The sequence below is a fragment of the Companilactobacillus bobalius genome (assembly GCF_009764355.1).
On sequence record NZ_LNUA01000009.1, the window covers coordinates 45,632 to 59,762 of the forward strand.

The window sequence follows — 14,131 nt, forward strand, 5'->3', positions numbered from 1 at the left end:
GATATAAAAAAATGCTACTCTTTAGTAACTATTATAAGTCTTTTTATGGGGGAATTGATTCGTGAAATTTTTAGACATGCTACGCAAGATTGATGAGAAACCAGAGGCAGATAAATCGCTTCCAGATTCTCCTAAAAGCGACCAAAATTCTGCTCAATCTCAAACATCTACTGACAATCAGTCAACTGAGGTTGCTAAGGAAAATGAACAAAAAGAGGAACAACTTCCTATGTCAGTTCATGACAAGCGCGTAAACATCGAAGAGCAAATGAATGATTTGTCACATCAATATGCTCAATTAAGAAACGATTTAAAGACGAACCTTTTCTCTGAAAAAGATGATTTTGAAGCTAAGAAGGAAACCCTAGACAATTATCTTAAAACTTTAAAGCGTGATGAAAAAGAATCAACCGAAAAATTGGCTGATACTAAAGCTCAAAATGATGATGCCGCTAAAGAACATTTAGCCGTTGTGAACGCTGATCGTAAAGAACAAGAACAAAAACTCAGTGAATTACAAGAACAGTTAAATGACCTTAACACCGAGATTAACACAAAGACAGCAAGTTTGGAAACGCTTCAAACAAATCTTGCAAAAAATGAACAATCTGAAACTGACATGTCTACTTCCATCAAAGAAGAAAAAGATCTTCAAAAGATGATGGCCTTAATGGAGAAACAAAAAGAATCAATCGATACTCTTTACGCTGAACGTAAGGAACTCAAGGAACAGATCAATTCCGCTCAAGAAGATGTTGCCAATTTAAACAGCAAGGCCGCTGACTTGAACAATCAAATTGGTGACGTTAATAAGCAAATCGTTAACTTACAACAAAAGGCTCGTAACATTGATGATCAAATGAAGAACGATCACAATTACCGTATCGAAACTATTGCCGGCTTAGAGCGTCACATTCAAAGCCTTGATGAAGAACACAAGAAGATCGATGATGAATTAGCTGATGTTAATGGAAATATCGACTACTTGAGTAAATATATCAAAGATGTTTTCCATTCAGCTTACTTAGTGCGTGATGTCTATTTAGATAAAGACAAAGAATATTACGTAACAGCTAACGATTTTGATTCCGATACCGCAAAAAATGATTTATTCGGTATGGTAAATTACCTCGAATCTAAATTGCAAAAGCCCGTTACTGTCGTATCAACTTTCTATGATAATCATGTTCATGAAATTATTGATAAGAAGGCTAAGGATCAACATATTGCCATTCCAAACGTTATAAACTTATTTGATCAATTGCAAAAGAGTGATAAGCCTGATGGCAAACGAGTAGCAATTCCTGATAGTAGTGATTGGGTAACTAGAACTGACGTCGAAACACAAGATACTTTCATCTATGATAAAAAACAAAACCTATTGATGACTGCTGAATACTTCGACAAGACAATCATTGATCGTATTAACTACTACAAGAATGACCAAGTTGTAAAAACTAATATTTACAATAGCCAAGGTCAATTATCTTCAATGCAGAATTTCAATAAGAACAAAGAATTATCAGAACAAAACTTCTACCGCACTGATGGTTCAATCGTTCTTACCGTTATCTTTGAAAAGAACAAACCCGTTAGTTACCAACTATTTGATAAAAATGGTTTACTAGAACATGACTTCAACGAAAAGTCAGAATTAATCACTTGGTGGTTGAAGAGTGTTGAACCAAATACAGAAAATGCTGTCTTTGTCGGCAATCATTCTGATCTCTTATATCAATTAGTCATTAGTGTTAACGAAATTGATAGTAAGAATACTATTCTACTTCTTCAAAATGTCGCCAAGAGGATCGACGATGTAATCAAGTTGCTAGATGAACAAAAAGATATCACCGAATTATTCGTTCAGACTGAGGATGACTTACATGCTATCGAAAGTAAGACAAACCGTGATATCAGTGTTAGTGTGATCAACACCGCAAGTAACGGTACTTTATCACTACCAGAATCATTAAAAGTTTAATATTTTTGGGGGACTGTAACTACAGTATGAATGTGTGATATAGACACAATCTCTCCATTTAATTGTGAAAAGACCAAATTCATACTAAATGGATTTGATCTTTTTGTTATGATCACATACCTTTTACAATTTGGCGAAAGTGGAAAAAACAATTATGAAAACTATATCTATTATTGTTCCGTGTTTTAATGAACAGGAATCTATCAATATTTACTATGACGCAATGACAAAGATTAAAAATCAAACCAATAAATTCAAATTCGAATATTGGTTTGTTGATGATGGATCCAAAGATAAGACCTACTCCATTTTAAAAGACTTACAACAAGATCATAGCGATGAGGTTCACTTCATTTCCTTCTCTAGAAATTTTGGTAAAGAAGCTGCGCTTTATGCCGGTCTTAACGAAGTAACCGGTGACTATGTCGCCGTTATGGATGTTGACTTACAGGATCCACCTGAAATGTTACCAGAGATGTTCGATCTCCTTGAAGAGAAAGAATATGATTGTGTCGGTACTGCTAGAATGGATCGTGAAGGTGAAAACAAGATTATCTCCTTCTTCTCCAACGGCTTTTACAAACTCATCAATAAAATGTCTCAAACTAAAATCATTCCTGGTGCTAGAGATTATCGGTTGATGACACGTCAAATGGTTGAAGCCATCAAGTCAATGACCGAGTATAATCGTTTCTCCAAGGGTATTTTTAGTTGGGTTGGTTTCAAGACTAAGTACTTACCTTACAAGAACCGCGAACGTGTGGCTGGTAATACTTCTTGGAATTTCTGGAAACTCTTCAAGTACGCTATTACTGGAATTGTCGACTTCTCAGAGGGTCCTTTGATGTTTGCTACTTGGATGGGAACTATCTTCTCAATTACTTCAATTTTAGCTATCATTGCTATTATTATTCGAAAAATCGTTAATCCTCTTAGCAGCGTAAATGGCTGGGCCTCAATTGTTTCCATCGTTCTTCTTATCGGTGGTATACAACTGCTAAGTATCGGTATTCTTGGTGAATACATCGGTAAAATTTTTCTCGAAGTTAAAAAGCGCCCTATCTATATTGTTAAAGATAAAAAATAATAACTCAATGTCAGAATCTTGTGTGGTTCTGGCATTTTTTATTACTAAAAATAGTTCAACCGTTATCACATGATAAGCGACAAATATTAAGATATAATGTTAGACGAATAGATCAAGGGATGGGTTAATAAAAATGAATGTACGGGATCAACAAGCTGAGAATACTAAGAACGCTATTTTACAAGTCGCTGCCAAAATGTTTCTTTCACAAGGATATCAAGCTACATCTACGCGTAAGATTGCTCAGGAGTTAAATATTACTCAACCAAATATGTATCACTACTATAAGAATAAAAAGGTGCTTTATATCAAGGCTATTGAGTACTCGGTCAACAGTTTTAGTAAGAATTTACTTGAGGAATATAGTCAACAAAAAGACTTGCCATTTGAAGAACTACTGCTTCATATGTCAAAATATATGATAGAGAATTTTAGAATTAATTATTTCGTTATGCGAAATGATATTGAAAATTTCTTTACCGTTGAGGAACGAACAAACATCAATAATAACTGGGATGGTGGCTATTATAAGGTGTTATTCAACATTTTCCAATCACATAAAAGTGAGCTACGTTCTGATTTAGCCATTCCCGTTCAAGTCGGAACTTTTCTAACAATGTTACTGCCTTACATTGAATATAACGATGCCAAAAGGAAGCGTAATATTGCTAACTTGAATACCGTTATCAATATTTTTATCAATGGCATCAAAAAAGAATAGAGGTCGATATGGAATTCATAACTCTGCTCGCATTGATGTTATTTCTCACATTAGTTGTTAGCCACATTTTCAATCGTCTGAATTTACCTGCTGTTATTGGGCAATTAATTTTGGGCGTTATTTTGGGTAAGGGTGTTTTGAACATTGTTAAAGCTGATAACAATGTTAATTTATTTGCCGAAATTGGTGTCATTTTATTAATGTTTTTAGCTGGTTTAGAGAGCAACCTAAAATTACTACGAAAGCATCTCGTACCAAGTGTTACCGTAGCCATTTTTGGTGTTATCTTGCCAGTAGCTTTAACGTTAATGACTTCACTAATTTTCGGTATTAATTTTAAAGAAAGCATCTTTATTTCCGTTGTCTTTGCGGCAACTTCAGTTTCAATCTCAGTTGAAGTACTCAAGAGTCTCAACTACCTATCCAGCGCTTCAGGAACCGTTATTTTAGGTGCCGCGGTGGTCGATGATATCTTAGCTATTTCTATTTTAAGTGTTATGTCAGGAACTTTAACTGGCGCTTTTTCAATGAAAAAAATCTTAATGCTGCTGGGACTTTGGATTCTCTTTGGCGTTTTGATCGTTGTTTTACACAAATGGGTCATACCTCAAATAATTCACTTAGCGGATTACATTGAGGCTACCCAGGCACCAACTATTTTTGCTCTAGTAATTTGCTTCGTGATGGCTTATATTGCTGACAAAGTTGAATTGGATGCTGTTTTAGGTGCTTTTGTTGCTGGAATTGCAGTTTCTAATTCAAAGTACTACAAGGAAAAAATTGGAAGCAATATTGAAGCTATCGGTTATAGTATTTTTATTCCCGTTTTCTTTATTAGTATTGGTCTCAACCTTGAATTTAGTAGTTTCCTTAAGGATTTCTGGTTAATCGTATTCTTCACTATTACAGGAGTCGTTGGAAAATTATTTGGTGCCGGTTTTGGAGCCAAATTATCAGGATTCGATTTGAAAGATTCTTATGTCATTGGTTCGGGAATGATTTCTCGTGGTGAAATGGCTTTGATCATTGGTCAAATAGGATTTAGCGCCCACTTGTTATCTGAAGAATACTACTCCGCTGTAATCATTAGTGTTATCTTGATTACGATCATCTCACCATTTTTCCTGAAGCACTCTATCAGCAAGAATCCTCTCTAGCCTTATAGTTACCACTAAATCAATGTACGAGATATAATGATACCGTAAACATTTAATTTCGAAATAGAAGGAGAAGGTTAATTATGGCACACATTTTAGTACTAGGAGCTGGCTACGGTGGCTTAAGAGCTGCACGTGATCTAGCCAAAAGCACTCCAGCAGGAACACAAATTGATTTAATCGATAAAAATGACAAGCATGTAGAAAAAACTGCTTTGCATACTATTGCAGCCGGCACCAATCGCGCTGATGCAATTAGTTTTGATATCCGTTCGGTTCTACCTTCAAATGTTAACTTCATCAAGGCAACTGTTTCTAAGCTTGATTTAGACAACAAGACAGTTGAGTTCTCAGACCACGAGGACATTACTTATGACTATATTGTAGTTTCCCTAGGCTTCCGTTCAGAAGACTTCGGACTTGAAGGTGCTAGTGAAAATGCCTTGATCCTTCAAGATTTGGAATCAGCACAAAATATCTATAAGACAATTAATAAGAACATCGCTAATTATAAAGAATCACAAGATCCTAAAGACCTCAGCATTATTGTTTGTGGTGCCGGATTTACTGGAGTAGAAATTCTTGGTGAATTAGTTGATACAGTTAAGATTCTTAAAGCAAAATATGATGTACCAGAAATCAAAGTAACCTGTCTAGAAATGGCAACAAGAATTCTACCAATGTTCGATGAGAACCTTGCTAGCTATGCCGTTGAATATCTAGACAAGAATGGCATCAAACTCTTGACTGGCGCAAAGATCAAGAAGATTGAAAAACAAGCCGTTGTTTATATGGATGGTGATACAGAAAAGAGTGTTGAAGGAAGTACAATCCTTTGGACAGTCGGAGTTAGTGGTAGTGACGTTATCACAAATTCAGGCATTGAAGCTAGAAGAAATCGTGTTATGACAACCGAATTTCTCAACCTAGAAGCACATCCAGAAGCATACTTTATTGGTGATGATTCAGCTATTATTCCTAAGGGTGAAAAACGTCCATATCCAACAACAGGACAATTAGCCACAGCCGAAGGAGCCGGAGCAGCCTTCAACATTGCTGCAGCTTTGAATGGCAAAGATTTGAAACCATTCGTTTACAAGTCAATGGGTACTGTAGCCTCATTAGGCCAAAACCATGGTATTGCCGAAATTACAGGCAAGAACTTCAAATTCAAAGGTTCAATCGCATCATTATTGAAACATTTATCAGCAGATAGAGGAATCATGGAAATCGCCGGATTAAAGACCGCAATTAGAAAAGGAACTATTTAGAAAGAGAGTGCAGTAGGCCTGGGAATTTGCGGATGATTTCAGTTCTATAGCAAACCGCAATGAGGTGCCCCTGTGTAACTCGTTTCATTAGAGAGTGGAACAAGCCTGGTTAGATTCCGAGCATTTGCAGGACTTTGTAAATTGACTGCGTAGTAGGCAGTTTGCGAAGTCAGGCAAAGCACAGGAATCTGGCTTGTAGAACTCGTTTCCACTATATCGCCAAAAGCTTTGGCTATTCTCAATAAAAACAACAGTTATCAAAATAAGCTGAATTCCTTTTTTGAGGAATTCAGCTTATTTTTTGCTTTACCCACAAGCGAATAATATACTGGCCTTGAATAACTCCAAGGGATGTGTAGATTATGACAATTAAAAAGAATCAAATATGCGTCATCTGCGGCAATCGTTTCACAATCACAGAAGGATTATTTTTAAGAGATTTAAGTGATCTTTTAAAAGAACAAGTAATACAAACTAATAAATATGCGAAGGAATCCTCCTTCATTTGCCTCAAAGATCTGCAAAAATTACGCATTGATAGAATGCAAAAAACTATCGACCAAGATTTAAAAATTGATCATCAAATGTCTGACCAACTACAAAAAGAACTCGAAAAAGATACCTACGTTATCAAAAATATCAACGATACTGTTTATGGAAAAAGGACTCGTGGTCAAAAAATGGCTGATGCAGTCGCTAAATTCGGTGGTAGTTGGCAATTCATTATTACCTTCTCAATCATTATTATCCTTTGGATGACAATCAACGTATTGCACCTCTTTGGTATTAGTTTTGATCCCTATCCATTTATACTCCTGAACTTATTTTTGAGCTGTGTGGCCGCCTTACAAGCCCCTATCATCATGATGAGCCAAAACAGACAAGCTGATCGTGATCGCTTTGATTCCGAGAATGATTATCGTACTAATACCAAGTCAGAAATGGAAATTCGAGTCCTTCACGAAAAGATGGATCAACTTAACGAAGTCCAATGGCCTCATATCTTGGATATTCAAAAAATGCAAATTGAAGTCTTAAGCGAAATTGAAAATGAAATTCAATCTCTAAAAGCCGAAAAACAAGCACAGGAAAACCGCTCTACTAGACATTCTCACAAGTGAAAATACGTGTTGAATCGAATCTTTGAGTTCTCTTCAACACGTATTTTTTAGTTATTAATAGTCCTTTTAATTCCAATATTATTTTTAAACAATTTCTTCAAAACTACTATGATAATTGTGGCCATAACCGATACGAAAATAATAGTAAAGATAGCACCCAGAATTTGAATACTCAATAACTTGATACCACCACCATAAAATAGTCCATTAGTTATAACGTTATGGTTGACTGATTTAGTAGCAAACAAGCCTACTGCAATAGAACCAATAATTCCACTAACACCGTGACATCCAAATATATCCAAATAATCGTTTAAATGTAATTTATATTTGAGATAATTCATAAAGTAAAAACTACCAACGGCAGAAATAATTCCAATGATAAATGCTCCCCAAATAGTTACATAGCCAGTTCCTGGAGTAACACCAACTAGTCCACAAATACTTCCGGTACAAATACCATTAACAGTCACATGAGATTTGTACTTATCTTCCAAAATAACCCACATTACTAAGGCTGAACAGGCAGCTACTGTTGTTGTAAAGAAGGCATTTAGAGCTTGATTATTCAATTGTAAGGCACTGCCTGCATTGAATCCGTACCAACCGATCCATAGTAGAACTGTCCCCATCAGGATCCACATTGTATTTCCTTTTGCATGCTCATTATCGTATTTATAGGGTTCACGCAACATAATGGCTAGAATCATCGCTGTAATTCCGGCATCAATATGAATGACTGTTCCCCCGGCAAAATCCAAAACCCCTAATTGAGCTAGAAAACCATTAGGTGACCAAACAATATGAGCTAGTGGATAGTAAATCAATAGCGACCAACAGATAACGAATAAGGCAATGAATTTAATTCGTGCCCTACTTGCTACAGCACCAAGAAAAAGGGCTGGTGTGAGAATTGCAAACATCATTTGAAAGAGTAAATAAACTGAAGTTGGTAGGCCTGTAGTTCCGAAAGTAGACGATAAGTCTAGTCCTGACAAAAAGAGATGTTTAAAGTTACCAATTATGCCTAGGAAGTTGCCCTCAAAGGAGGCTGAGAAACCAATTGCCACCCACAACAATCCAGCTATACCAAACATCAAAAAGCTATTGAAAAGGATCCGATTGACGTCCTTTTCTGGTACAAAACCGCTGTAAAAGACTGCGATTCCGGGAACCATTATCCAAACTAACATGATGGCTAAAACCATGAAATCAAGTGTCATAATTATCACATTCTTTGTATTTAGTAATTTCTTCTCTATTTTTCAAGTATTATATTACGATTTTTATTTCATGTATACCAATTTACATTTATTAATAAGCGTTAAAATTTTTAATTATTATTTGAACAATTATAATAGGGGCGTATTAGTGAATGAATAATTTTCAAATATAATAATATTCATTTAAAACAAAGGAGCGATAGCCATGGAAAAGAGAAAGTCATCATTTTCCTTATTAGGTATGTTGATTACCCTTGGTATCGTCTACGGCGATATTGGAACCTCACCTCTTTATGTTATGAACTCAATCATAAACGATGCTGGTACTATGGCAGACGCTAAACCTGAATATATTTTAGGCAGTGTCTCACTAATTTTTTGGACACTTATGCTCATTACCACTATCAAGTACGTTTTAATTGCTATGAAAGCTGATAACAACGAAGAAGGTGGCATCTTCGCTCTTTACGCTTTAGTTCGTACTAAAGGCAAATGGCTGATCATACCAGCTCTAATTGGTGGCTCCGCTCTTTTAGCAGATGGAACCTTAACACCAGCTGTTACCGTAACTTCAGCGATTGAAGGTATCAAAGGTCAACAGTTTGGTAATATCGTATTCTCCAGTAAGCAATCATCCGTTTTGATTATTGTTACAGTAATTTTATTAACCATTTTCATTATTCAGAAATCCGGAACGGATCGAATCGGTCGTTCATTCGGTCCCATTATGTTTATTTGGTTTAGTTTTATCGGTGTTGCCGGCTTTTTAAATTTAACTAATGACCCTTCGGTTTTAAAAGCACTCTTACCAGTTTATGCAATTGAAGTCCTCTTCAGTCCTGTCAATAAGGTTGGCATCTTCATTCTCGGTAGTGTTTTCTTGGCAACTACCGGTGCAGAAGCGTTATATGCTGATATGGGACAAGTCGGTAAACACAACGTCTACGCTACTTGGCCCTACGTATATTTAATGTTAATGCTAAATTACTTTGGACAAGCCGCTTGGGTTATAACTAACTATCAAAACAAAGCTTATAACCACATTTCTGGTATTAATCCATTTTACGAAATGTTACCAGAAGACTTTAAAGTTTTCGCAATTGTAATTGCTACAATGGCTGCCATCATTGCCTCCCAAGCTCTGATCACAGGCTCATTCACACTAGTTCAGGAAGCCATTGGTTTAAAGATTCTTCCTCGTTTAAAGGTAAAGTTTCCTGGAAAGTTCGAAAGTCAGCTTTATATTGGTACTATCAACTGGATGTTATGCGCTATAACGATAGGTATTGTTTGGGGATTCGGTTCTTCAGAACACATGGAATCAGCCTATGGATTGGCAATTACTTTGACAATGCTAATGACCACTGTTCTATTGCACCAATTTTTAATCATGAAAAAGCATCGTCATTTTGCCAATATCTTCATGATTTTCTTTATCGCTCTAGAGGGACTATTCCTACTTTCCAGCTTGATTAAATTCGTTCATGGCGGTTATGTAACGGTCATTATTACCTGTGCCATTTTAGCAATTATGGTTATCTGGTACTTTGGTAATAAACGCCGTGACGCCTATCTAGCTGAAAGTGAAAACGTCAGTTTACTCGACTATCTCCCTCAACTAGAAAAATTAAGTCAAGATTCCTCGATTCCAACTTACGCTACCAACTTGGTTTACATGATCAAAATGGGTGAAGATTACACCATCAAACGGTCCGTTATTTACTCAATTTTGGATCAAACGCCTAAACGGGCTCGAGTTTACTGGTTCATCACCGTTAACCAAACTAATGCCCCATATGAATGCAACTATACCGTTGACATGATGCATACTCGTAATGTGGTTAATGTTCAATTAAATCTCGGTTTCAAAAAATCTCAACACGTTAATATTTACATCCGTCAGATCATCAACGCTTTAATCAGAAAGCATATTATTGATGATCAAACGCCAAACTATTCAATGGTTACTAACCGTCATGTGGGTTCTTTCAAATTCATTATCCAAAATCAACAGTTCCAAGATTTAGGCGCCCAGGAGCAAATGAACAGTCTCGATCGTCTTTTGATTGGTGGAAGACTATTGCTACAAAACATTACCATTTCGCCATCACTCTGGTTCGGTTTGGAATTCAGTGACGTAGTTGAAGAGAAGGTTCCACTATTCCTTGGCAGCCAAACTGATGAATATCTAACTGAAAAGGAACTTAAAAATGATGTTAAACCTCAAAACAAATAAAGACAGGTAATCAAAGTATGATTACTTGTCTTTATTTTTATTTAATAACTTCCGCACCTAGGCAATTCTTGAAATGATTTAAAGCCCAATCGTGACCTGCTTGGTTGAATGATGCTACACCTTGTTCGTGTACCACAATTTTATAGTTTAAATTATAAGCATCAACCGCAGTATGCAAGACACAAATATCTGTACAGACACCAACTAAATGCAAAGTATCAATCTTTCTCTCTCGTAAACGAAGATCCAAATCGGTTCCCGCAAAGGCACTATAACGAGTCTTATCGAAAAGTTTTACCCTCTCACCATCGTTATGTTCATCGTACCAATCCTTAATTCCACCATACAATTCACGACCCCAAGTTCCGCGCACATTATGAATTGGAAATAATTTGGTTTCTGGATGGTACGTATCATTAGGCTTATGAACATCAGTTGGAAACCAAATCCAATCACCCTCTTGATACATTTTTTCAGCCAAATCAAAGATTCTAGGTTCAATTTCTTGCCCCGGCTTGCCGCAAGTTAAAGCACCTTTGTCAGCGACAAAATCGTTCGTATAATCAATAACTAATAAAGCTTGGTGTGAAGACATAGTATTCTCCTACTTTCTTCTTGTTATTTACTTACATTGCGATTATTCAAAATCTTCCTTGTGAAGTCAATTTATTCGCTTAAACGTATAAAATCAGAAACCGATGCATATGTTATAATTTCCCTAATCTAAGAATTAGGGGTCTTAATATGCATAAAAATTATCGTGAACCCATCAAGATCAAATACCTCATTATCGCTCTTATTGGTGTCGTGATTTTTGCTGCTGCACTTTCCTTTTTCACACTCAGAACTTCTAACACGACTACTGCCAATAAACCTAAAGTTGAATACACTAAGGTCAAAAAAGATTTGGATCAAAAATTCAACGGTAATGGTAAAATCGCTTCTATCAAGCAAGAAGACAATATCAACGATAAAAACAGTAAGAATCCTCATACAGTCATTCTAGTAATTTTGACGGATAAGCAAACTCAAAAGTACCTCAAGACAACTTATGAGGCTGTTCAGAATGATAAATCTTCTCGTAACCAACAACTCTATATCGCTTCAATCCAAAAAATTATTTCCGATGAGGCTAAAAAGCTACACAACAACGATGACGTTATTCAATTCGTCTACAAAGATAACAAAAGCTATGTTCCCGTCGCTAGTTCGCAAAAACATCGTAATTTGATCAAACCTGTTAAAGTTTCCAAATAAAAAGAGATACAACCTGTTCGAATGAACAGCTTATATCTCTTTTTTAGTCTGCAATGTAATAAAACCAATATATCAAAATAAAATATCCTAACCAACGTTCCAACGTAATGCAAATTTTAACAAAACGAATATCTTCAGCGGTAGGCTTTCGTCTAATTGGAAAAAGGATTCCAGCTATATAGTGCCAAACTGCCATGCAAAAAATTAATATTGCAAAGAAAGAATAATAGTAAATGACTGACATTTTTCCCCCTAATCTTCATCATAGTGATCATCTTGATTTTCACTACGACCCATAAAATATCCTTCATCAAAACCTTGATCGTAAGGACTATCGATTGATTCACTTGGTCCATGATAGTCGCCTTTTTTACGGAATTTGATATAAATGAAAAAAACTACAAATTGTAAGACGAAAGCTACCATCGATAATGTATTACCCAATCCGACTAAATCATTAAAACTTGTCGAATAAAGTCGTTTTTTACTGGTACTAGTAGCAATTTTTTGCATTCGTGGCACCATTCTTTGCGCTACTACCAAGGCGGCATCAATTTTCCCTTGTGGACTCACATATTTAATTCTCCCATTCAGCCCCATCCGATATTGCCAATATTTAATATCAGAAATGTAGCCGCCACTTCGATAAGTCGGATAGAAATAAAGTAAATTTGTTTGAAGATTCAAAATTAGATAGCTACTATTTTTAGCCCAATTCTTCGAAATATCTGGATTATCAACTTCACTAGTATCATTCAAATCCAGCGCTCGATTCTTCGACATGAAATTAAACTCATCTGGACCTTCTATATTTATATTGTCACCAAGTTCATCTGTATTTTTAACAATTATTAGATTTAGTCGTTGTGGATGAACACCAATATTGATCTGTCGATTGATCTGATTTAATTTTGCATACTGGTCTTTAGTAATGATTGCTTTGTACTGATAAACGTAATCACCCGTATTAGGCCCATCTTCAACGTCTGCGTGGGCATTTGAAGAAGTTATACTAATTGCTAATATCATCCCTAAAGCACACAGAAAAGCACGTAAGTACTTCATACTCCAGCCCCCTATAACCAGAATTTAGCACTTTTTGTCAACTAGTAAAGACTAAAAAAGCACCCCTTAAAGGAGTACTTTATTCTTCAATATCAACTTGTTGTCTTTCAACTTTTTCTTCGTCAAAAGCGATAATCTTATCAACGATTTCCTTAGGCTTTTCCAACATTGCCAAATGTCCGGCACCTTTAATATCGACTAATTGTAAACCAGGTACTCGACCAATTGTGGCTTTGGCATCTTTAATACCCTTTTCACCCAAAATCTGGTCGCCATCGGCATACATAGCTAAAGTTGGAATCTTGATCGTACGTAGACGCTTGTTTAAGAATTTCTCACTCAAGTAATCAACTGACATCTTTTGTAGCTTCTTAGCTACTTTGTGATCAACCATATTGGCAGCTTCGTCAACAATCTTTGGATTGGACAAACTCTTACGGTCAAAATTTTTATCAAAGTAAAGGCCAGCTTTAACTGGTGACTTAGCCAATTTTCCGAGCAATGGAATAGCCGCTACAGAAGACGATGCGTCCATATCGGAATATTTATCGGTTGCAGGGGTATTCAACAGGATTAATTTTGATATAGTAAAACCACGAAGTTCTGCCATATTAACAGCAATCAATCCACCAACACCGTAACCGAATATAATCAACTGTTTAACGATCTTTAAACGGGCAATTGCTTCCAACATGTTCCAAGCTTCAGAATCAATTGTATAGTTATCACTTTTAACCTTGCTAGACTTGCCTTGGCCAAGCAAATCCAACGCAACAACGGTATATTTGTCTTTCAAGTAAGGAATCATTTCATTGAAATAATCGATTGAACCATCAATTCCAGGAACCAAGATAATAATCTTGTCACTGTGGATTGATCCAATCAAATTTGTATTTACACTGCCTTCGGATGTAGATAATATTTTTTCCAAATTATTCTGCCTCTTTAGTTTTATCTCTATAGTAAAAAATATACCTAAAATGTGAAGATTTTGCATTGATTATCGGGATTT

12 protein-coding genes are annotated in these 14,131 nt (G+C 35.9%); 8 read left to right on the forward strand and 4 right to left on the reverse strand.

What is annotated here, in order from left to right; genetic code table 11:
* The first annotated feature begins 61 nt into the window (after positions 1 to 61).
* The 6 genes from ATN92_RS01255 (at position 62) to ATN92_RS01280 (ending at position 7,338) form a co-directional block, all read left to right on the forward strand.
* Positions 62 to 1,981, forward strand: coding sequence for a coiled-coil domain-containing protein (locus tag ATN92_RS01255; protein WP_056955101.1), 1,920 nt, complete (start codon positions 62 to 64; stop codon positions 1,979 to 1,981).
* A 154-nt stretch (positions 1,982 to 2,135) separates the two neighbouring features.
* Complete coding sequence (locus ATN92_RS01260; RefSeq protein WP_056955103.1) at positions 2,136 to 3,068, forward strand: glycosyltransferase family 2 protein; 933 nt, start codon at positions 2,136 to 2,138, stop codon at positions 3,066 to 3,068.
* A gap of 133 nt (positions 3,069 to 3,201) precedes the next feature.
* Complete coding sequence (locus tag ATN92_RS01265; protein WP_054642725.1) at positions 3,202 to 3,789, forward strand: TetR/AcrR family transcriptional regulator; 588 nt, start codon at positions 3,202 to 3,204, stop codon at positions 3,787 to 3,789.
* Positions 3,790 to 3,797: 8 nt separating this feature from the next.
* Positions 3,798 to 4,946 carry a cation:proton antiporter gene (locus ATN92_RS01270; RefSeq protein WP_056955105.1) on the forward strand — a complete coding sequence of 383 codons (1,149 nt, stop codon included), beginning with the start codon at positions 3,798 to 3,800 and terminating at the stop codon, positions 4,944 to 4,946.
* 83 nt (positions 4,947 to 5,029) lie between these two features.
* Positions 5,030 to 6,217, forward strand: coding sequence for an NAD(P)/FAD-dependent oxidoreductase (locus ATN92_RS01275; RefSeq protein WP_056955106.1), 1,188 nt, complete (start codon positions 5,030 to 5,032; stop codon positions 6,215 to 6,217).
* Positions 6,218 to 6,579: 362 nt separating this feature from the next.
* Positions 6,580 to 7,338: a DUF1003 domain-containing protein gene (locus ATN92_RS01280; RefSeq protein WP_056955109.1), complete on the forward strand. Its 759-nt coding sequence runs from the start codon at positions 6,580 to 6,582 to the stop codon at positions 7,336 to 7,338.
* A gap of 47 nt (positions 7,339 to 7,385) precedes the next feature.
* Here the strand turns inward: ATN92_RS01280 and ATN92_RS01285 are convergent, their stop codons facing one another.
* Positions 7,386 to 8,561, reverse strand: coding sequence for an ammonium transporter (locus ATN92_RS01285; RefSeq protein ID WP_056955111.1), 1,176 nt, complete (start codon positions 8,559 to 8,561; stop codon positions 7,386 to 7,388).
* Between the two features lie 205 nt (positions 8,562 to 8,766).
* On the opposite strand from ATN92_RS01285, the gene ATN92_RS01290 reads away from it, so the two are divergent.
* On the forward strand, positions 8,767 to 10,797 hold the full coding sequence (locus ATN92_RS01290) for a KUP/HAK/KT family potassium transporter (protein ID WP_056955112.1): 2,031 nt from the start codon (positions 8,767 to 8,769) through the stop codon (positions 10,795 to 10,797).
* 37 nt (positions 10,798 to 10,834) lie between these two features.
* Here ATN92_RS01290 and ATN92_RS01295 read toward each other — a convergent pair whose 3' ends face one another.
* Positions 10,835 to 11,392 carry a cysteine hydrolase family protein gene (locus ATN92_RS01295; protein ID WP_056955114.1) on the reverse strand — a complete coding sequence of 186 codons (558 nt, stop codon included), beginning with the start codon at positions 11,390 to 11,392 and terminating at the stop codon, positions 10,835 to 10,837.
* A gap of 149 nt (positions 11,393 to 11,541) precedes the next feature.
* Here ATN92_RS01295 and ATN92_RS01300 point away from each other — a divergent pair, with 149 nt between their 5' ends.
* Entirely contained in the window at positions 11,542 to 12,054 is a 513-nt protein-coding gene (locus tag ATN92_RS01300) for a hypothetical protein (RefSeq protein ID WP_056955116.1), read from the forward strand.
* Positions 12,055 to 12,306: 252 nt separating this feature from the next.
* On the opposite strand, the gene ATN92_RS01305 is transcribed toward ATN92_RS01300, so the two are convergent.
* A complete protein-coding gene (locus ATN92_RS01305) occupies positions 12,307 to 13,119 on the reverse strand; it encodes a hypothetical protein (RefSeq protein ID WP_056955120.1) in 813 nt (270 codons plus the stop codon).
* Positions 13,120 to 13,198: 79 nt separating this feature from the next.
* The gene (locus tag ATN92_RS01310) at positions 13,199 to 14,050 is read right to left on the reverse strand and encodes an alpha/beta fold hydrolase (RefSeq protein ID WP_056955122.1); all 852 of its coding nucleotides are present in this window, start codon (positions 14,048 to 14,050) and stop codon (positions 13,199 to 13,201) included.
* Between the last annotated feature and the right edge of the window lie 81 nt (positions 14,051 to 14,131).